The organism is Streptomyces sp. NPDC058664 (genome assembly GCF_042716635.1).
Lineage (GTDB): Bacteria > Actinomycetota > Actinomycetes > Streptomycetales > Streptomycetaceae > Streptomyces.
This window is the reverse complement of sequence record NZ_JBHXRW010000005.1, coordinates 195,997-216,196: the sequence shown is the minus strand read 5'-3', so window position 1 is coordinate 216,196 and position 20,200 is coordinate 195,997. Positions and strand designations below refer to the sequence as shown.

Sequence of the window (20,200 nt, the reverse complement as noted above, 5' to 3'; positions counted from 1 at the left end):
GGGGCCTCTTCCGCGTGACGGACGCCGTACGGAGAGTCGGACGAGCCGGAGCGAGGCCCGCGGGCGACGTGCCGGGAGGCGCGTGCCGTGGCCGGTAGGCCGAAACTGTGCGGCCGTGGCCGCCGCCGGGGTGACGAGGCACGACGGGGCGCGTACCGGCGTGGATACTGGGCGGTCGGAGTTCCACGAGTGAAAGGGCGGGTATGGCCGACGACTTGGGGCGCCGCGCGACACGTCACGCGGTGGTCATCGGGGGAAGTCTCGCTGGGCTGCTTGCCGCACGAGTGCTGGCCGAGCACGCGGAGAAGGTGACGGTCGTCGAGCGCGACCGCCTCCCGGACGGGCCCGAGGCCCGGCCGGGCGTGCCGCAGGGCCGGCATCTGCACGTGCTGATCGCGGGCGGGCAACAGGCGCTCGACGAGCTGCTCCCGGGGTTCATGACGGAGCTGCGCGAGCTCGGGGCGCCCGAGGTGGGCGTTCCCGAGGACATGATCCAGTGGCAGAACGGCCGGTGGTTCCACCGGACGCCCGCGACCACCTGCTTCTACAGCGGTCCGCGTGCCCAGCTGGAGTGGCTGGTGCGGCAGCGGGTGCTCGCCGACCCGCGCATCGAGCTGGTCGAGGGCACGGAGACGGTGGGGCTGACCGGCGACTCGTCGCGCGTCCGGGGCGTACGGCTGCGGGAGCGCGGCGCGGGGGCCGAGAAGCAGCCGCGTACGCTCGCGGCCGATCTCGTCGTGGACGCCTCGGGGCGGTCCACGAAGGCCGCCGACTGGCTGGCGGACATCGGCGCGGAGGCCCCGCACGAGGAGACCCTCGACACCGGTCTCGCGTACAGCACCCGGGTCTACCGCGCTCCGGCCGGGGACCCGGAGGCGGACACGACCGGCTACTACATCGTGCCCAATCCGGCCCAGGTGTACGGCGGTGTCGTGCTGCCGCTGGGCGACGGGCGCCACCTGGTGACCTTCTCGGGACTGAGGGGCGACGAACCGCCCACCGCCGAGACCGCGTTCGAGGAGTACGCGAAGCGGCTGCCGCACCCGGTGCTCAGCGACTGGCTCGCGCGGGCCGAGCCGGAGTCCCCGGTGTACGGGTTCCGCAGGACGGCCAACGTCCGGCGCCGGTACGACCGTCCGGGCCGCCGTCCGGCCGGGTTCCTCGCCACCGGCGACGCGCTGTGCGCGTTCAACCCGATCTACGGGCAGGGGATGGCGGTCGCCGCGCTCAGCGCCGTGGCGCTGCGCCGGGCGCTCGCCGACCCCAGGCGCACGCCGACCACCCGGCAGGTGCAGCGTGCGCTGCTCGGCGCCTCCCGGCAGGCCTGGGACATCTCGGCGGGCGCCGACAAGAAGATGCCCGGTGTGATCGGTGACGCGGCGCGCCCGGGGCCGCTGGACAAGGCGGTCGGCTGGTACCTGGGCCGGGTGCAGGCGCGGGCGGCGGGTGATCCGGTCGTGGGAGCGCCGTTCCGTGCGGCGCTGCACCTGACCGCCCCGCTGACCAGTCTCTTCGCGCCCGCGGTGGCGCGGGCGGTGCTGTTCGGACCGGTCGCCGAGACTCCGGCGGAACCGCCGCTGCGCCGGGACGCGTAGGGCGTAGGGGGCGTAGGGCGCGCCGGGCGCGTCCGGCGGATCAGGGCCGGGGCGCCGGGCATGCCCTGCGCCCCGGAACGGCGTCCGGGGCAGTGGTCACCGGGTGAGCACCGCGGAGGACCCTTGGCCCCGGCCGAAGGGTCCCCGAGGGGGCTCGGGCGGGCACCGCGGAGGACCCTTCGGCCCGGCCGGTGGGGCCCCGGGGACTCGGCGGGCATCGCGGAGAGCTCTCCGGCTGGGCCGGCGGGTCCTTCGAGGGCTCAGGCGCCCCAGGTCCCTCAGGCGCCCGGGCCTCTCGGACGCCCAGGAGCCCGGGCGCCCGGGTCTGCCTCTCAGGCACCCGGGGCCGCGGCCACCATGCCCGCGGCGACGGCCGCGCCGAGTGCCGCGTAGTCGTCGGCGTTCTGGCCCGCGTAGGCGAGGGCGAAGTCGGCGACACCGCGGTCGAAGACGTCCGAGCCGCCGAGGTAGGCCGCGATGGCGATGCGGTCGCCGGAGCGGGCGTGGGCGCGAGCCAGGGCCCTGCCGCAGAACCGCGCGTAGTTCCGCAGCATGGCGGGGGTCATGGTCTCCACCTCGGCGGAGCCCTGCATGTCGCGCAGCTGGCGCCAGTAGAAGTGGCGTTCCTCGGGGCCGGTCATCCAGCCGAGGAAGATGTCGCTCGCCGCCTGGATGAGACGCTGGCCGCAGACGACACGGCGTCCCTGGTGGCTGTACGCGCTCGGCGGCAGGTACGGCTCGAGGACGGACGGGCCGGCCTCCTTGATCTGGAGGATGAGCGGGTCCTTCTCGTCCCGGCCTTCGAGGAGGAGGACGAAGCAGCGGGTGCCGACGCTGCCGACCCCGCCGGCCTTGCGGGCGGCGTCGCGGAAGCGGTAGCGGTCGAGGAGGACCCGGCGTTCCTCGGCGAGCGAGCTGCGGTAGTCGCTGAAGACCTTGCCGAACGTGACCCGGTCGATGTCCGTGGTCCGTTCGAGGAGCGGCGGGTCGTTGACCAGGTGCCGGACTCCGCTCGCGTCGGCCTCGGTGAGCTTGGTGAGGGCCTGGAGGCTGGTGCGGCGGCGGGCGCGGGCGAGCCGGTTCCTGACCCGGGCGCGTTCGTCGCGGTGCACGAGGGGGACGAGGTCGTCGGCGGCGATCCGCTCGTACCAGACGGCGAGCTCACCGAGGCCGGCGAGGCGGCGCACCGTCGTCCGGTACGACTCGGTGGCCACGAGGGCCGCCCGGTGGGCCTTGGGCTTGGTGCTGCCGTTCTGGAGGGCGGCGACGGCGACGCTGGCGGCGAGCCGTTTCACGTCCCATTCGAAGGGGCCGGGGAGCGTCTCGTCGAAGTCGTTCACGTCGAAGAGAAGCGTCCGTTCGGGTGAGGCGTAGACACCGAAGTTGAGGAGGTGGGCGTCGCCGCAGAGCTGGACGGTGAGTCCGGTGTGGGGCTGGGCGGCGAGGTCGGCGGCCATGACGGCCGCGGCGCCGCGGAGGAAGGCGAAGGGGGAGGCCGCCATCCGGCCGTACCGGAGGGGGACGAGGTCGGGCAGGCGGTCCCGGGCCTGGCGTTCGAGGACGTCGATCGGGTGGGGGCGCTGGGAACTGGGTATCCAGCGGCCGTGGGAGGAGCGGGGTACGCGCTTGCGGGCCGCCCTTCCCCGTGCGGCGCGCTCCGACGGTGTCGTCATCCGGCCTCACCCGCCTCTTCCGTCGCCGCGGTCTCGTCCCCCGTCACCTGGTACCTCATTACAAGGGGCGGCGTTCGTTTCGGCCACTCTTCCGGACCGCACTGGCTAAATGGTTTAGACCAATGATAGGAATGGGTCACCCGTACGACCCATGCGGTCACGCTGAGCGAAGAGAGGGTCTGATCATGGCCGAGCCCGATTCCGAGGCGGCGGCGGACACGCCGCTCTATCTCCGGGTCGCCGCCGCGCTGCGCGAGGATCTCGCCCACCGGCGCATCTCCCCCGGCACCCGGCTCCCCTCGGAACGATCCCTGTCCCAGCGGTACCACGTCAACCGTCAGACCGTACGCAGCGCGCTCCAGCTCCTGCGGGACGAGAGGCTCGTGGTCACCGACCGGCGCGGCACCTTCGCGGCCGCCGGGGGCGAGCCCGTCGCCCCGGCCCTGACGGCCCGCCGTCCGACGTTCCCCGGCGGACCCCGCGCGGCCGGGGCACTGGTGCGGGCCTCGCTGGCCTGGGAGCCGCCGCCCACCCCGCTGACGGCGCGGCTCCTGCTCGCCCCGGGCGAGCCGACGCTCGTACACCGGCACGTCGTGCTCGGACCGCACGGCGGGGCGCTCCAGCGGGCGGTGTCGTGGTTCTCCCGGCCGGCGCTCACCGAGATCCCCCAGCTCTCCCGGTACCGGCGGGACCGGGACGGCCACCGGCAGCCGGATCTGCGGCTGCTCTACCACTGGATGCACCAGGCGGGGCTGCGGATCACCCACCGGGAGTCGGTCGGCGTGCCGCCCGGCCCGACCACGACGGCCGGGGGCGGGGCGGCCCGGCTGGTCGTCCACCGGGTGGTGAGCGACCAGCACGGGCACGCCCTGGAGATCACGGACATCGACTTCTCGGCCCGGGCAGCGGCCTGGACCTACGAGTTCAGCGCCTGAGAGCGGCACGGGGAGGCGCCGCCCGGGACCGGTGCCCTTCCTCACCCGTACCGGTGCCGGGACGCGCCCGGGGCCGGGACGGGGTGAGGGGCGGGTCCCGCCGTCAGACGATGCCCTCGGCGATCTCCGCCTCCTCGCGGGCCGTGCCGTACGCCGTCGGCGTGCCGTACGAGCGGCGGGCGACGTACCACCAGACGCTGGCCAGGACGAGGACGACGACGAGCGCGATCACCGCGTAGTTCATGGTGTCGATCGTCACCGGGGCCTTCTGCGGCAGGCAGAACAGCACGGTGACGATCGCCACCCAGACGACGGCGGTCCAGCCGATCGGCTTGCTCCAGCGGCCCAGGCTCCACGGGCCGGGGGTGAAGCGGTTCCCGGCGCGCAGCCGCAGGTAGATGGGGATGGCGTAGGCGGGCGTGATGCCGATGACGTTGATCGCGGTGACCGCGCCGTAGGCGGTGGCGGAGTACAGCGAGGGCACGGCGAGCAGCGCGGCGACCGCCACCGCGAGCCAGACGGCCGGGACCGGCGTCTGCGTGCGGGCGCTGACCTTCCGCCAGAGCGCCGAGCCGGGCAGGGCGTTGTCGCGGCTGAAGGCGAAGACCATGCGGCTGGCCGCGGCCACCTCGGCGTTGCCGCAGAAGAGCTGGGCGACGATCACCACGAGGAGCAGGGCGGCGGCGCCGCCGGAGCCGAGCGCGTCCAGGAGGATCTGGGCGGGTGGGACGCCGGTGGCGCTGTTCTGTGTGGCGGCGTAGTCCTGGATGGCGAAGCTCAGCCCGGCGAGCAGGGCGAATCCGGCGATCCAGGAGACCCAGATGGCCCGCACGATGCCCTTGGCGGCGGAGACGGAGGCGTTGGAGGTCTCCTCGGAGAGGTGGGCCGAGGCGTCGTAGCCGGAGAAGGTGTACTGGGCGAGGAGCAGGCCGATCGCGGCGACGTAGAACGGGTTGGTCCAGCCGGTGTCGTTGACGAACTCGGTGAACACGAACTCGACGGACCGGTGCCGGTCCGGGACGAACGCGAGGGCGCCCACGATGACCGCCACGCCCGCCAGGTGCCACCAGACGCTGATCGAGTTGAGCACGCTGACCAGACGGACGCCGAAGAGGTTCAGGACGGCGTGGAGCAGCAGGATCGCGAGGAAGATCAGGAAGGTGGATCCGGCGGTGGGCTCGAAGCCCCACTGGAGGTTGAGGAAGGCCCCGGTGAAGAGGGCGGCCCCGTAGTCGATGCCGGCGATCGCGCCGAGCAGACCGAGCAGGTTCAGCCAGCCGGTGTACCAGCCCCAGCGGCGCCCGCCGAGCCGGTCCGCCATGTAGTAGAGGGCGCCGGAGGTCGGGTAGGCGCTGGTGACCTCGGCGAGGGCGAGACCCACGCACAGCACGAAGAGGCCGACGCCCGCCCAGCCCCACAGCATGACGGCGGGACCGCCGGTGCTCATGCCGAAGCCGTAGAGGGTCATGCAGCCGGAGAGGACGGAGATGACCGAGAAGCTGATCGCGAAGTTGCCGAAGCCTCCCATGCGGCGGGCGAGGACGGGCTGGTAGCCGAGCTCTCTCAGCCGTGCCTCCTCGTCCTGGACGGCGGGGGGTGGCTTGCGTATCGCGTCGGTGGGGGCGGTCGTGCGGGACATGGGTTCCTCCGGGGACGGGAGCGAACGGGAACGGGTGGAGAGAAGCGGGGCGGGGCGGGACAGGGCGCGGGAGCGGCACGGGGGAGCCGGGGGCGCGCGCCGGGGCGTCAGCCGCCGAGACAGCGGGCGCGGGCGCGCAGGAAGACCTCTTCGGCCAGCACGCGGTCGTCCGGGCGGGGAGTCCGGTACGCCCACGGCAGCGTCGTGTAGTACGGGCCGAGCGACTCGAAGACCCGGGCCGCGTCGGTGAAGCGGAGGGCCCCGAAGAGGGCGTGCGCCAGGTGGTTGAGGTCGAGCAGGGAGGCCTCGTCGGTGGCGCAGAACAGGAACCAGTCGTCGAGGGCGTTCCGGGCGTCGCGTACGGCGTCCTCGGCGACCCAGTGCAGGTCGAGGGCGCGCTCGTGGCCGCGCTCGCGTCGGTAGCGTTCGACGCGCACGTAGAGCGGGAGGGCGTGCAGGGCGGAGCCGACGGGTGCCGAGGAGGCCGCCCAGTGGGCGTAGTTGACGGCCTCGGAGAGGGGGCCGGGGCGGCGGGCGTGGTCGACGGCCTCCGCGAGCGGACCGGAGTGGCGGGCGTAGAGGAACTGCAGCATGCGGTGGTGGGCTTCGCGGTTGTACGGGTCGCGCTTCTCCGCCTCGGCGAGCAGGCCCCAGGGGCCGGGCGGCAGCATGGGGGCCGGCGGGGGGAGCCGGTGCTCGGCCGTGCGCTGCTGTTCGTCGAGGGCGGCGAGGGCGATCAAGGCCACCCAGGGCACGGGGTCGGTGGGCGCGAGGTCGGCGGCCTCGCGGCAGGCGGCCCACGCCTCCTGCCGGAGTTCGCGGGTGCGGGCGTGGCCGGCGCGGTGGGCGCGTACGGCACGTTCGACCGTGACGCGGCAGTGCATCACGGTGGCGGCGGGGCTGCCGGGCTGCTCGGCGCGCCAGATGTGGACGACGTCGGTGCCGGCGGCGACGGCGGCGAGGACCTGGGTGCGCCGGGTCCAGCTGTCCCAGCCGGTCGTCTCGCCGAGGAGCCGGGCCATCGCCACCCAGCGGCCGGTGCGTAAGTCCTGGACGGCGTTGCGCAGGGCGTGGTCATGGCCCGCGGGGTGGTAGACGGGCCGGAAGCCGTGTCCGGACATCAGGGGGTGGAGCGTGGTGTGGATGACATGGGTCCTCGGTCGATGGAGGGGGTGGTCAGTCCCCCGGCGGGCGTCCCGGCCGTTGATCGGCGATCACTATAGAGGGCGCTGGACGCGACCGGTCCACTTTCTTTTTCGACCGTAACTATCAGGCCAGCGACTGAATTTGACTTACTGTCAGGTACGACCGGCGGACCTGACGGGGTCTTCCGCCGAGGCTTGACGGAAGGCCGCGGCGACGGCACCCTGACCCCTTTCGGTGATCGGCCGATCACGGAACGGTCCAGGGACAGGAGCAGCACGATGACGGGCGGCCCGGTACTCGCCGTCGACCAGGGCACCTCGGGCACCAAGGCCCTCGTCCTCTGCCCCGAACGCGGAGTCATCGGCAGCGGTGCGGCCCCGGTACGGCCCCGCTACCTGCCGGGCGGCCTGGTCGAGGCCGACCCGCGTGAGCTGTACGACTCCGTGGTCGCCGCGGGGCGGGCCGCGCTCGCCGACGCGGGCACAGCGGTCGTGGCCGTGGGCCTCGCCAACCAGGGGGAGACCGTCCTCGCCTGGGACCCCGCCACCGGCGAACCGCTCACCGACGCCCTGGTGTGGCAGGACCGCAGGGCGGCTGGCGTCTGCGCCGGACTCGCCCCTCACGCGGACCGGCTCCGGCAGCTCACGGGGCTCCCGGTCGACCCCTATTTCGCCGCGCCCAAGATGGCCTGGATCCGTCGCCACGCCACCGGCGCCGGCGTCGTCACCACCAGCGACGCCTGGCTCGTCCACCGGCTCACCGGCGCCTTCGTCACCGACGCGGCGACCGCGGGGCGGACCGGGCTCCTCGACCTCGACACCGTCGCCTGGTCGGAGACCGCCCTCGACCTGTACGGCCTCGGCGGCGAGCGACTCCCCCGGATCGTCGACTGCGACACGCCCGTCGGCACCACGCACGCCTTCGGTCCGCCGCTGCCGCTCACCGGCCTCCTGGTGGACCAGCAGGCGGCGCTGCTCGCCCAGAGCGCCGACGATCCGGCCGCCGCCAAGTGCACGTACGGCACGGGCGCCTTCCTCCTCGCCCGGACCGGTCCGGAGCCCCGGCGCGCCTCCTCCGGTCTGGTCGGCTGTGTCGCCTGGCGGCTCGGCGGACAGGTCACCCACTGCCTGGACGGCCAGGTGTACACGGTCGCCTCGGCCGTGCGCTGGCTCACCGACCTCGGCGTCATCGCCGGGGCGGCGGAGATCGACCCGGTCGGCGGCGGGGTGCCGGACACCGGCGGGGTCACCTTCGTCCCCGCGCTCGCGGGGCTCGCCGCGCCGTGGTGGCGGGGCGACGTACGGGGCTCGCTCACCGGCCTCGGTCTGGACACCACCCCGGGCCATCTGGTGCGCGCCCTGTGCGAGGGCATCGCCGCGCAGGTCGTCGAGCTCGCCTCGGCCGTCGCCGCCGACCGGGGCGCCCCCCTGACCTCGCTGCGCGCCGACGGCGGGCTCACCCGGTCCGCGCTGCTCATGCAGACCCAGGCGGACCTGCTCCAACTCCCGGTGGAGGTCTCCTCGTCGCCCGACGCGACGGCACTGGGCGTGGGGGCGGCTGCCCGGCTCGGACACGACCCGGGGCTCACGCTCCGCGCGGCCGTGCCGGAGTGGAAGCCCTCGGCGGTGTACGAGCCGAGGATCTCGGGCGACGAGGCGGCGGCACGCCTCGCCCGGTTCCGTGCGGAGGTGACGGCACTGGTGGACCGCGCGGGGGCGGGTCCCGGTGCCCTCGCGGGGGCGAGTCCCGGTGCCCTCGCGGGCGGCGACGGCTCGGGAGCGGGTTCCGGCACCGGCTCGGGCTCGGACACCGGTACAGGCACCGGCACCGGCACCCACTTCGGCTCCGGCACCGGCACCGGCACCGTATGAGCGTCACCCGCACGGGCCCCCTCCCCCTGGGCGACGACGCGGCCTACGACGTCGTGGTCGTCGGCGCGGGGGTCGTCGGCGCCGCCATCGCCCGCACGCTGGCCCGCCACCCCCTGCGGGTCGCGCTCGTGGAGGCCGCGAACGACGTCGGCGACGGTACGTCGAAGGCCAACACGGCGATCCTGCACACCGGTTTCGACGCCGTGCCCGGCACCCTGGAGTCGCGGCTCGTCCGGGACGGCCACCGACTGCTCTCGGCGTACGCGCGGGAGACCGGCATCCCCGTGGAGCCGCTCGGCGCCCTGCTCGTCGCCTGGGACGAGCAGCAGCGCGCCGCCCTCCCCCGCCTCGCGGAGAAGGCCGGGCGCAACGGACACCGCACGACCCGGCTGCTCTCCGCCGCCGAACTCCGCGCGAGGGAACCGCACCTGGGCCGGGGAGCGCTCGCCGCGCTCGACGTGCCGGGCGAGTCGGTGATCTGCCCGTGGACGACCACCCTCGCGTACGCCACCCAGGCCGTCCGTTCCGGAGTGGACCTGCACCTGGACTGCCGGGTGGAGCAGGTGCGTCCGGGCGATCCGTACCACCGGCTCGTGACCCGGCGCGGGGTGCTGCGGACCCGTCACCTCGTCAACGCCTGCGGGCTCCACGCCGACGCCTTCGACGCGCTGCTCGGCCGCGAGGACTTCACCGTCACCCCGCGCCGGGGCCAGCTGCTCGTCTTCGACAAGTTCGCCCGTGACCTGGTCCGGCACATCCTGCTGCCCGTACCCGGCCCCCTCGGCAAGGGGGTGCTCATCGCGCCGACGGTGTACGGGAACGTGATGCTCGGGCCCACCGCCGAGGACCTGGACGACAAGACGGACACCGGCACGACGGCGGAGGGGCTCGCCGGCCTGCGCGAGCAGGGCGGCCGGATCCTCCCGGCACTCCTCGACGAGGAGGTCACGGCCGTCTACGCGGGGCTGCGCGCCGCCACCGGGCAGGAGGACTACCGGATCGCCGCCCACCCGGAACTGCGGTACGTGACGGTGGGCGGGATCCGCTCCACCGGGCTCACCGCCTCCCTCGCCATCGCCGAGCACGTGCGCGGGCTGCTCGCCGACTGCGGGCTCGACCCGGGCCCCGAACGGCCGCTCGCCCGGCTCCGGATGCCGAACCTCGGCGAGGCCTTCACCCGTCCGTACCGGGACGCCCGGCTCATCGCCCGGGAGCCCGACTTCGGCTCGATCGTCTGCCACTGCGAGCGGGTCACCCGCGGCGAGATCCGGGCCGCGCTCGCCTCGACGATCCCGCCGGGTGGCCTCGACGGGCTGCGGCGGCGCACGCGCGCGCGTGGCGGCCGCTGCCAGGGCCATGACTGCGGCGCCGAGGTACGGGCGTTGTTCGAGGAGTACGGGAAGGGCGCCCGGTGAACCGTACGGTCGACGTCCTCGTGGTCGGCGCGGGACCCGCCGGGCTCGCCGCGGCCGCCCGGCTCGCGGCGGCCGGCGCGGGCCGCGTCGAGGTCCTGGAGCGGGAGGGGACCGCGGGCGGGGTCCCCCGGCACTGCGCCCGTACCGGATTCGGCGCGGACGCCCTGGGCCGCCCCCTCGACGGCCCGGCCTACGCGCGGCGTGCGGTACGGGCGGCGCTGCGGGCCGGAGCCACCGTCCGTACCGGCGTGTCGGCCACCGGCTGGGCCGGACCGCTCACCCTCGACGTCACCGCCCCGACCGGCCTCGAACGGGTCAGGGCCCGCGCGGTGGTCCTCGCGACCGGGGCGCGGGAACGGCCCCGCAGCGCCCGGCTCGTACCGGGGTCACGGCCCGCCGGGGTGCTGACCACGGGCGAACTCCAGCGGACGGTGCTCCGCTTCGGCGCGCGGCGGGAGCGCGTCGGGCGGCGCGCGGTGGTCGTCGGCGGCGATCCCGTGGCCCGCGCCTCCGTGCGGACGCTGCGCGCGGCCGGGGTGGACGTGGTCGCGGTCGTGACCGAAGTCCCCCGGGGAAGGGCCTCGTTCGGGCCCGTCCCCGTGGTGGCCGGAGCGGTCGTGACCGAGCTGCTCGGACGCGGCCGGCTGACCGGGGTCCGCGTCCGGGGCGGGGACGGCCGTACGGGCACGCTGCGGTGCGACACCGTGGTCTTCACCGGCGACTGGATCCCCGACCACGAACTCGCCCGCGCCCGCGGGCTGCCGCTCGCCCCGGGCACCCGGGGGCCGGCGACGGACGGCGCCTTCCGCACCGCGGAGCCGGGCGTCTTCGCGGTCGGCAACCTGCTGCGCGGGGTGGAACCGGCGCAGGTGGCCGCCGCGGAGGGCCGGGCCGTGGCCGAGGCCGTACTGCGCCGGCTCGGCGGTGGTCCCTGGCCCGTGACCGGGGTGCCGGTGGTGACGGAGGGGCCGCTGCGGTGGGTGACGCCAAGCCTCCTCGGCCCCGACGCCGTCCCGCTGCTCGTCCGGCCGGAGCGTCCGCTCGTACGTCCCGTCCTGACCGTCACCCAGGACGGGACCCCGCTGCGGCGGGAACGGCTGAGCGGCACGCTCGCTCCCCGGCGTTCGGTGCGGCTCCCGCCGCACTGGACGAGCGGCTTCGACCTCGAAGGCGGACCGGTGGTGATCAGCGCGGAGGAGTGAGACGGGGCGCACGGGACCGGGGCGCGCGCCGCTGCGGCGACGGGACCGTTCGGCGACACTGGACCGCATGCCGGACAAGCGCAGCGCGGGTCTTCTCGTCTTCCGCCGTACGACGGACGGCGGCGTCGAGGTCCTCATCGGCCATATGGGCGGGCCCTTCTGGTCGTCCCACGAGCAGGCGGCCTGGTCGATCCCCAAGGGGGAGTACGAGCCGGACGAGGCTCCGGAGGCCGCGGCGCGCCGCGAGTTCCTGGAGGAACTGGGGCTCCCGGCCCCCGAGGGCGAGTGGCTCGACCTCGGCGAGTCCCGGCAGCGCAACGGAAAGCTCGTCACCATCTGGGCCGTCGAGGGCACTCTGGACCCGGCAGGGGTCGTGCCCGGCACCTTCACCATGGAATGGCCGCCCCGGTCCGGCGTCCGGGCCGAGTTCCCCGAGATCGACCGGGTGGGCTGGTTCACCCCCGAGGTGGCCGCTCCCCTGCTCGTCGCGGGGCAGCGGATCTTCCTCGAACGGCTCGTGGCCCTGCTCGACGGCCGGGGCTGAGCAGGATTGTCAGACCCGTACGAGAGGGTGGTCAGCGCCGAACTGTCGAGAGGGAGCCCGACATGACCACGATCACCGCGAGCGAGCGGGCGGCCGCCCAGGCGTACCTGCGGCTGCTCGAATCCACCCAGGCCGTGCTGACCGATCCACGGCTCGCCCCGTACGCGGGGGTGATGCTCACGCATCCGATGGCCGAGGCGGACGAGGCGCTCCGCGCGGCGGGCCTCGCGGGGAACGAGGGCCGGCTGCTGCGGCTCGTCTCGGCCCTGCGGACCTCCCCCGCGACCGCGTGGGGGCACGCCGGCTGAGGCGGCCTCGTCCCCACGCGGGTCGGGAGTCCGTCAGCCGCCCGGGCGGACGGGGAGCGTGCGGACGCTGTTGCCGACGAAGCCGGAGTGGCGGGGCAGCTCGGACTCCGGGACGGCCAGGTCCAGGTCGGGGAAGCGGGTGAAGAGCGCCTCCAGGGCGATGGCGGCCTCCATCCGGGCGAGCGGGGCGCCCAGGCAGTAGTGGGGGCCGTGGCCGAGCGAGAGGTGCTTCACCGACCCGGCCCGGGTGAGGTCGAAGCGGTCGGCGTCCGGGCCGTGGGCCTTCGTGTCCCGGCCCGCCGCCGAGTATCCGGCCAGGACGGGGGTGCCCCGGGGGATGAGGGTGCCGTCGACGGTGAGGTCGCGGGTGGGGTAGCGGAACGGGAAGTAGCTGACCGGGCTGTCCCAGCGGAGGGTCTCCTCCACCACGTCGGCCCAGTCGGCGCGGCCTTCGGTGACCAGGGCGAGCTGGTCGCGGTGGGCGCAGAGCGCCCGGACCGCGTTGGTGACCAGGTTCAGGGTGGTCTCGTGGCCCGCGATGATCAGCAGGAGCAGGGTGCCGATCAGCTCGGGTTCGCCGAGCCGGTCGCCGCCCGCGTCCCGGGCGGCGATGAGGGCGCTGGTGAGGTCGTCGCCGGGGGCGGCGGCCTTCTCGCCGACGATGGAGGCGAGGAGTCCGCCGAGTTCACGGTTGGCGGCGACGGCCCGCGCGGGCTCGGTGTCGGTGGCGACGACCAGGCTGGAGAGATGGTGCAGCCGCTCCTGGTGGACGGGGTCGACGCCGAGGAGCTCGCAGATGACGCCGAGCGGCAGCGGGAGCGCGTAGTGGCGGCGCAGGTCCGCGACGCCGCCGCCGGTCCTGGCGGCCTCGGCGAGTCCGTCGAGCAGTCCGGCGGTGACCGTCTCGACGCGCGGCCGGAGTTCCTCGACCCGGCGGGCGGTGAAGGCGCTGCTGACGAGGGTGCGCAGCCGGCGGTGGTCGGCCCCGTCGGCGGTGGTCATGCCGGGCACGGTGGCGAAGGTCCGCAACGGCCAGCCGTCGGGTATGCGGCCCTCGGCGAGGGCGGCGAAGTGCTGGGCGCCCTTGGCGACGTCGGAGTGGGAGAGGAAGTCACGCAGGGCGTCGTGGCCGAGCACCGCCATGCCCTCGATCCCGCCGGGCAGGACGACCGGGGTGACGGCGCCCTCGGCGAGCAGCCGGGCGTTCGCCGCGTGCGGGCAGCCGCCCGCCGGGTCCATGCGGTACGGCGGCCGGCCGGGGGCGGCGCTGTGCGGTGCGTTCACAGAGGGAACTCCTGACTGCGGGTGGCGGCGGGGCCGTTCGACCGGGACGGGTGCGAGGGAGCGGGTGCGAGGGAGCGGGGGCGAGAGGTGGAGACCACAGCTCGGTTCCGCGCACGGTTCGGTTCGGTTCCGTTCCGTTCCGGACATGGGTCGGTTCGGTTCCGTTGCGGGTACGGGCCGGTTCGGTTGCGGACGCGGGTCGGTCGGTTCGGCCGTGGTGGGCGTGAGCGGTCAGATCCTACGGTCAACCCCCCTCCGTTCGCGCGGTGTTGCCGGGGGCGTCGCCGTCGCCGGACCGGGCCGCTCCCCCGCCCCTGCCGAGGAGTTCGGCCAGGCCTCTGCGGGTGGCGGCCACGACGACCCGGTCCCCCGGTCCGAGGACGCGCTCGGGGCGCAGGCGCCAGCTCTGCCCCCGGTCCGGCGCGCCGGACCGGGGGCCCGCCACGGTGGCCGGGCCACCGGTAGTCGTACCCGTGGCGGCCGTACCGCCGGGCGTGGCACCGCCGTCCAGGGCGATGACCCGCCAGGCGCCCGCGTGGAAGGCCTCGGCCACGGTGAGCCCGTCCAGGAGCGGGTGGTCCGCGACGTCCACGGCCGCGAAGAGGAGGACCCTGCGCTCGATCGGCACGGCCCCGAGCACCTGCCGGCCCAGCATGGCGCCGGCGAAGGCGGGTGCGGCGAGGTGGGAGACGCTGCGGCTCCGGGTGAGGGCAGCGGGGTGGGCGGTGCGCAGGGTGCGGAAGACGGCGGTGGCGAAGTCGTCGTCGTACAGGCGCAGGACGACCCGCAGGTCGGGGCTGACGGCGCGGGCGGACAGCGCGGCTTCGAGGTTGGTGATGTCGACGCTGGTCAGCGCGAGGAGGGCGTGGGCGCGGTGGATCCGGGCGGCCTCCAGGACACCCTCCTCCGTGACGTCACCGATGACGGTGGGGACGCGCAGCCGTCGGGCGACGGCGACGCCCCGGGCCTCCGGATCGGACTCGACGCACACCACGGGGATGTTCAGCCCCCGGAGCCGGGCGAGGACGCGCGTGCCGACCTTGCCGAGTCCGAGGAGGACGACATGGCCGGAGAGCCCCCGGGGAGGCCTGCGCAGGGTGGTCGCCGTACGGAAGGTGCCGAGGCCCTCGATGACGGCGGCGACGATCACCGGCAGCAGGAGCAGTCCGACGAACCCCGCGAGGATCTGCAGGACCTGCCGGCTGGTCGGCTCCCCGACGGCCGGGTCGCCGATGGCGAAGATGTCGAGCAGCGTCAGATAGGCGGCGTGCAGGGGGTGGTCGCCGGTGGTGAGGGTGGAGGCGAGGGCGAGGGCGAGGACCGCGGCCGCCGCTCCGGCCAGGGACCAGCGGAGCCGGCGGGAGAAGAGGGAGGCGACGGGCAGCGCGGAGGCGGCGAGGCGGCCGGGCGAGAGCGACGGCCCCGCCGGGGTGACCGCTTCGAGGGTGACGGCGGCACGGCCGGTGGCGGCGGCCACGGTCCGGTCGTCGGGGAGCAGCCGGGGGCCCTGGTCGCCGCTGCGTTCGGAGCCCTCGCAGCCGGCCGGGTCGCCGGCCGTGGCGGAGAGCAGGGCGAGCGTGCACAGGCCGGGGTCGGGGGCCTCGCCCGCGGCGGGCAGGCGCTCGACGGCGTGCAGCAGCAGTCCGCCGGCCTGGACCACCTTGCTGGTGCCCGCGACGGCGGCCGCGGCGAGGCCGGGGGCCGCGGTGTCGACGTCGGAGAGGACCGTGGTGGCGGCGTCGAGCTTCTCGGGGTCGAGGCCCGGTTCGGCGACGGCGGCGGCCTGGTCGAGGAGGGTCTCGAGGTGCTGGCCGAGCTTGCGGTTGTAGAGGCGGATGACCAGGCGCAGCCGGGGGTTGAGGCGGCGGGCGGTGAGCGCGGCCCGGATGTTGGTCTCGTCGTCCTCGTGGACGAGGGCGAGCGCGGTGGCCCGCTCCACCCCGGCGTCCGTCAGGGCCCGGTCGTCGGCCTCCGCGGCCTCGACGACACGGAGGGTGCCGGCGGGTTCGCCGCCGTCGGCGCCGGCCGCCTCGGCGGTGACACCGTTGGTGGTGCGGGTGACGGCGGCGGTGACCCGCCCGAAGAGGGCCAGCGCCCGGCCCGCCCGGACGGTGGGCGTGCGCGGGACGTCCGGCCGGTGCGGCACCAGGAGGGTGACCCGCTCCCCGTACACCTCGTGCAGCTCGCCCGCGAGGCGGTGGGCGAGTGCGTCGTCCCCGCAGACGATCATGTGCCCGGCCGGGGGCCGGCGGAGTTGCCGATCGGCCCGGAGGGCGGGCGCGCCGGAGGGTCCGCCACCGGGGGCCCCCGAGGGCCTGGTGGGACCCGGGACGGTCAGGGGGGCCGGTCCGGCGGGAGCGGCTCCGGTGGTTCCGGCCGGAACCGTGTTGCTCTGGTGCGGGTATGAGGGCACGTCACAAGCATGCCCTGCGGCACCGACAGCGGGCCGGCGGAGGCCGTACCACCCGGGCGGGCTCACGACGCGCCGCCGTACGCCACACCCGCTCCCCCGGTCGGCGCACTCCGATCTGCGGGTCCCGCCGCGCCTTCCTACGGTGGCTGAATGATCGTCACGTCAGCTGTCCGTCATGCCGCCGCCGGTACCGCGGCGGTGCTGTTCGTGCTGCCCGTTCCGGCGGCCTCCGCGTCTCCTGCCACCCCGACCGAGTCCGTCACCTCCGTCCCGGCGGCGTCCTCCGTCCTGCGGACTTCCCCGGACGGCGCGGTGGGGGAGCCCACGCCGCCCGCGCGGCAGTACGTCGATCGGGCACGGCTCGACCGGAAGGGCACGCAGGTGCAGCGGCTGCCCGGCGCCCCCGCGGTGCCCTCGGTCTCCGCGCTGTCGTGGGTGGTGGCGGACGCGTCGTCGGGCGAGGTCCTCGCCGCGCGGAACGCGCACCGGAAACTGCCGCCGGCCAGCACCCTCAAGGCGCTGTTCGCCCTCACCGCGCTCCCCCGCCACGACGCCTCCGCGAAGCACACCGTGGCCGATTCCGAGCTGACCGGGATCGGGGACGGCAGCAGCCTGGTCGGAGTGAAGGAGGGGTACACGTACAAGGTCTCCGACCTGTGGAACGGTGTGTTCCTCAGCTCCGGGAACGACGCGGTGCACGTCCTGGCCGCGATGAACGGCGGCTGGGAGGCGACGGCCCGCCAGATGCAGGAGAAGGCCCGGTCCCTGGGCGCCCTGGACACGAACGTGGTGTCCCCCGACGGGTACGACGCCCCGGGGCAGGTGTCCTCGGCGTACGACCTGGCCGTGTTCGGCCGGGCCGGGCTCCAGGACCCGGCGTTCACCCGGTACTGCTCGACGGCGTACGCGGACTTCCCGGCGGGCTCCTGGTCGTACGGCATCGCCAACACCAACCGGCTCCTCACGGGAGCGGACGGCGTGGCCCGCTATCCGGGGCTCATCGGGATCAAGAACGGCTACACGAGCAACGCGGGCAACACCTTGATCTCCGCGGCCCGGCGGGGCGACCGGACCCTGGTCGTCACGGTGATGAACCCTCAGGGCGGCGGCGGGCTCGCCGTCTACGAGGAGGCGCGGGAACTCCTCGACTGGGGCTTCGAGGCGGCGGGACGCGTGCGGCCGGTGGGCTCGCTGCTTCCCGTACGGCCGAAGGCGACGGCGGAGCCGGACGCCCGTACCGTGGCGGTGGCCCGGGGCAGACGTGAGGCGGAGGAGAAGGCCGACGGACGGGCGGCGCCTCGCGCCGGGGCGGAGGCGGCGGTCGCGTCCGGCAAGGACCCGGCGGGAGAGGATGCCGCCCCGACCGCCTCTGCCGGCCTTCCGCTGGCCCTGGTGGGCTCGGCCTGCGCGGCGGCGCTCGTCCTGTGGGGCCGGCGCCGGAGGGCGGCCCGCCGGGCGGACTGACCGCGTGCGCCGCCCCTCCCGCCACGGCGATGCTCGGCCGCGGAGGCAGGGGCGGCGTGTCCGGAAGCCGGTCCGGTCAGGCGCCGACGCGTCCCGGACCGCTCGCACGGTCAGGCGCCGGTGTGTCCGTACGCCCGGTACGGGTCAGGCGCCGACGTACGCGGCCAGGTGCTCGCCCGTCAGGGTGGAGCGGGCGGCCACCAGCTCCGCGGGCGTCCCCTCGAAGACGATCCGGCCGCCGTCGTGACCGGCGCCGGGGCCGAGGTCGATGATCCAGTCGGCGTGGGCCATGACCGCCTGGTGGTGCTCGACGACGATGACCGACTTCCCCGAGTCCACGAGCCGGTCGAGCAGTCCGAGCAGCTGCTCCACGTCGGCGAGGTGCAGACCGGTGGTCGGCTCGTCGAGGATGTAGACGCCGCCCTTCTCACCCATGTGCGTGGCTAGCTTGAGCCGCTGGCGCTCGCCGCCGGACAGCGTGGTCAGCGGCTGGCCGAGGCTGAGGTAGCCGAGGCCGACGTCGGCGAGCCGGGCGAGGACGCGCTGCGCGGCCGGGATGCCCGCCTCGCCCGAGCCGAAGAACTCCACGGCCTCGGTCACGGACATCGCGAGCACTTCGCTGATGTCCCGGCCGCCCAGGAGGTATTCGAGGACCGAGGCCTGGAACCGCTTGCCCTCGCAGTCCTCGCAGGTGGAGGAGACGCCCGCCATCATCCCGAGGTCCGTGTAGATGACGCCCGCGCCGTTGCAGGTCGGGCAGGCGCCCTCCGAGTTGGCGCTGAACAGGGCGGGCTTCACGCCGTTGGCCTTGGCGAACGCCTTCCGGATCGGGTCGAGGAGTCCGGTGTACGTGGCCGGGTTGCTGCGGCGGGAGCCGCGGATCGGGCTCTGGTCGATCGACACGACGTCCTCGCTCGCGGCCCCCGGCCGATGGGGCAGCGAACCGTGCACGAGCGAGCTCTTGCCGGAGCCGGCGACTCCGGTGACGACGGCGAGCACCCCAAGAGGGATGTCGACGTCGACGTTCCGCAGGTTGTGCGTGGTCGCGCCGCGGATCTCCAGGGTGCCGGTGGGCTTGCGCACCTCGTCCTTGACGCCGGCCCGGTCGTCGAAGTGGCGGCCGGTGACGGTGCCCGAGGCCCGCAGTCCGTCGACGGTTCCCTCGAAGCAGACGGCGCCGCCCGCCGTACCGGCGCCGGGGCCGAGGTCCACGACGTGGTCGGCTATCGCGATCGTCTCCGGCTTGTGCTCCACGACGAGCACCGTGTTGCCCTTGTCGCGCAGTTGGAGCAGCAGGTCGTTCATGCGCTGGATGTCGTGCGGGTGGAGACCGACGGTGGGCTCGTCGAAGACGTAGGTGACGTCGGTGAGCGAGGAGCCGAGGTGCCGGATCATCTTGACGCGCTGGGCCTCGCCTCCGGAGAGCGTGCCCGCCGGCCGGTCGAGGGAGAGATAGCCGAGGCCGATCTCCACGAACGAGTCGAGGGTCAGCTGGAGCGCGGTGAGCAGCGGCGCCACCGACGGCTCCTTCAGCCCGCGCACCCAGGCGGCCAGGTCGCTGATCTGCATCGCGCAGGCGTCGGCGATGCTGATCCGCCTGATCTTCGACGCCCTGGCGCCTTCGGCGAGCCGTGTGCCGTCGCACTCGGGGCAGGTGGTGAAGGTGACGGCCCGCTCGACGAACGCCCGGATGTGCGGCTGCATCCCCTCCTTGTCCTTGGCGAGGAAGGACTTCTGGATCCTCGGGATCAGCCCCTCGTACGTCATGTTGATGCCCGCGATCTTCATGCGGGTGGGCTCGTGGTGGAGGAAGGCGTGGAGCTCCTTCTTGGTGTACTCGCTGATCGGCTTGTCGGCGTCGACGAGACCCGACTCGCTGTAGAGGCGGTAGTTCCAGCCGCCCGTCGTGTAGCCGGGGATGGTGAGCGCGCCCTCGGCGAGCGACTTGGAGTCGTCGTAGAGCTGGGTGAGGTCGATGTCGGAGACGGTGCCCCGGCCCTCGCAGCGCGGGCACATGCCGCCGGTGCGGTTGAAGGTGGCCTTCACGGCCTTCTTGTTGCCGACCTCGACGGTGATCGCGCCGCTCGCCCGGACCGAGGGCACGTTGAAGGCGTACGCGCTGGGCGGGCCGATGTGCGGCTTGCCGAGCCGGCTGAAGAGGATGCGGAGCATCGCGTTGGCGTCGGTGGCGGTGCCCACCGTGGAGCGGGGGTCGGCGCCCATCCGCTGCTGGTCGACGATGATCGCCGTGGTCAGGCCGTCGAGCACGTCGACATCGGGGCGTGCCAGGGTCGGCATGAAGCCCTGGACGAAGGAGCTGTACGTCTCGTTGATCAGCCGCTGCGACTCCGCGGCGATCGTGTCGAAGACGAGCGAGCTCTTGCCCGAGCCTGAGACGCCCGTGAAGACCGTGAGCCGGCGCTTCGGGATCTCGATGCTGACGTCCTTGAGGTTGTTCTCCCGCGCGCCGTGCACACGGATCAGGTCGTGCCGGTCGGCCGGGTGCGGCGGCTGCTTGTCCGTCCTGGGGGCCTTGCTCATCGTCTCTCCAGCTGTCGCGCGGGGCCGAAACACGGGTGGACGCGACCCGGCGGGTCCGATGCCGGCCGTGTCGCGGTGTCCATGACTGTCACGCTAGCGGCGGCCGGGAGGCGATGCTTCTCAAATCCTGATCGTCCGTGGTGCGAAGTGGATCAGCGCGGCTCACAGGT

At 74.6% G+C, this 20,200-nt stretch carries 14 protein-coding genes; 8 read left to right on the top strand and 6 right to left on the bottom strand.

Features of this window, described 5'->3' with window-relative positions:
* Positions 1-203: 203 nt before the first annotated feature.
* On the top strand, positions 204-1,595 hold the full coding sequence (locus ACFWUY_RS06725) for an NAD(P)/FAD-dependent oxidoreductase (protein WP_384102792.1): 1,392 nt from the start codon (positions 204-206) through the stop codon (positions 1,593-1,595).
* 332 nt (positions 1,596-1,927) lie between these two features.
* On the opposite strand, the gene ACFWUY_RS06720 is transcribed toward ACFWUY_RS06725, so the two are convergent.
* Complete coding sequence (locus tag ACFWUY_RS06720) at positions 1,928-3,268, bottom strand: DUF2252 domain-containing protein (protein WP_384102790.1); 1,341 nt, start codon at positions 3,266-3,268, stop codon at positions 1,928-1,930.
* A 185-nt stretch (positions 3,269-3,453) separates the two neighbouring features.
* Between ACFWUY_RS06720 and ACFWUY_RS06715 the strand changes: the two genes are divergently transcribed.
* Complete coding sequence (locus tag ACFWUY_RS06715; protein WP_384102788.1) at positions 3,454-4,203, top strand: GntR family transcriptional regulator; 750 nt, start codon at positions 3,454-3,456, stop codon at positions 4,201-4,203.
* Between the two features lie 103 nt (positions 4,204-4,306).
* Here ACFWUY_RS06715 and ACFWUY_RS06710 read toward each other — a convergent pair whose 3' ends face one another.
* A complete protein-coding gene (locus ACFWUY_RS06710) occupies positions 4,307-5,842 on the bottom strand; it encodes an amino acid permease (RefSeq protein ID WP_384102786.1) in 1,536 nt (511 codons plus the stop codon).
* A 107-nt stretch (positions 5,843-5,949) separates the two neighbouring features.
* Complete coding sequence (locus tag ACFWUY_RS06705; RefSeq protein WP_384102784.1) at positions 5,950-6,963, bottom strand: hypothetical protein; 1,014 nt, start codon at positions 6,961-6,963, stop codon at positions 5,950-5,952.
* 303 nt (positions 6,964-7,266) lie between these two features.
* Here ACFWUY_RS06705 and ACFWUY_RS06700 point away from each other — a divergent pair, with 303 nt between their 5' ends.
* The 5 genes from ACFWUY_RS06700 (at position 7,267) to ACFWUY_RS06680 (ending at position 12,328) form a co-directional block, all read left to right on the top strand.
* Positions 7,267-8,859: an FGGY family carbohydrate kinase gene (locus ACFWUY_RS06700; RefSeq protein WP_384102782.1), complete on the top strand. Its 1,593-nt coding sequence runs from the start codon at positions 7,267-7,269 to the stop codon at positions 8,857-8,859.
* Positions 8,856-10,274, top strand: coding sequence for an FAD-dependent oxidoreductase (locus tag ACFWUY_RS06695; RefSeq protein ID WP_384102780.1), 1,419 nt, complete (start codon positions 8,856-8,858; stop codon positions 10,272-10,274). The genes ACFWUY_RS06700 and ACFWUY_RS06695 overlap by 4 nt, the downstream gene beginning before the upstream one ends.
* Positions 10,271-11,476, top strand: a complete 1,206-nt coding sequence (locus ACFWUY_RS06690; RefSeq protein ID WP_384102778.1) for an FAD-dependent oxidoreductase — start codon at positions 10,271-10,273, stop codon at positions 11,474-11,476. Before ACFWUY_RS06695 ends, ACFWUY_RS06690 begins: the two co-directional genes overlap by 4 nt.
* Before the next feature lie 67 nt (positions 11,477-11,543).
* Positions 11,544-12,020 (top strand): NUDIX domain-containing protein, encoded by a 477-nt coding sequence (locus ACFWUY_RS06685; RefSeq protein WP_384102776.1) that lies wholly within the window; start codon positions 11,544-11,546, stop codon positions 12,018-12,020.
* 62 nt (positions 12,021-12,082) lie between these two features.
* The gene (locus ACFWUY_RS06680) at positions 12,083-12,328 is read left to right on the top strand and encodes a hypothetical protein (RefSeq protein WP_384102774.1); all 246 of its coding nucleotides are present in this window, start codon (positions 12,083-12,085) and stop codon (positions 12,326-12,328) included.
* Between the two features lie 33 nt (positions 12,329-12,361).
* Here ACFWUY_RS06680 and ACFWUY_RS06675 read toward each other — a convergent pair whose 3' ends face one another.
* Together ACFWUY_RS06675 and ACFWUY_RS06670 are read right to left on the bottom strand one after the other, a co-directional pair.
* Positions 12,362-13,567: a cytochrome P450 gene (locus ACFWUY_RS06675; RefSeq protein ID WP_384102839.1), complete on the bottom strand. Its 1,206-nt coding sequence runs from the start codon at positions 13,565-13,567 to the stop codon at positions 12,362-12,364.
* Between the two features lie 289 nt (positions 13,568-13,856).
* Positions 13,857-15,842: an NAD-binding protein gene (locus tag ACFWUY_RS06670; RefSeq protein WP_384102837.1), complete on the bottom strand. Its 1,986-nt coding sequence runs from the start codon at positions 15,840-15,842 to the stop codon at positions 13,857-13,859.
* A gap of 333 nt (positions 15,843-16,175) precedes the next feature.
* On the opposite strand from ACFWUY_RS06670, the gene ACFWUY_RS06665 reads away from it, so the two are divergent.
* Positions 16,176-17,489 (top strand): D-alanyl-D-alanine carboxypeptidase family protein, encoded by a 1,314-nt coding sequence (locus tag ACFWUY_RS06665; protein WP_384102772.1) that lies wholly within the window; start codon positions 16,176-16,178, stop codon positions 17,487-17,489.
* A gap of 144 nt (positions 17,490-17,633) precedes the next feature.
* On the opposite strand, the gene ACFWUY_RS06660 is transcribed toward ACFWUY_RS06665, so the two are convergent.
* A complete protein-coding gene (locus tag ACFWUY_RS06660; RefSeq protein WP_384102770.1) occupies positions 17,634-20,030 on the bottom strand; it encodes an ATP-binding cassette domain-containing protein in 2,397 nt (798 codons plus the stop codon).
* Positions 20,031-20,200: the final 170 nt, after the last annotated feature.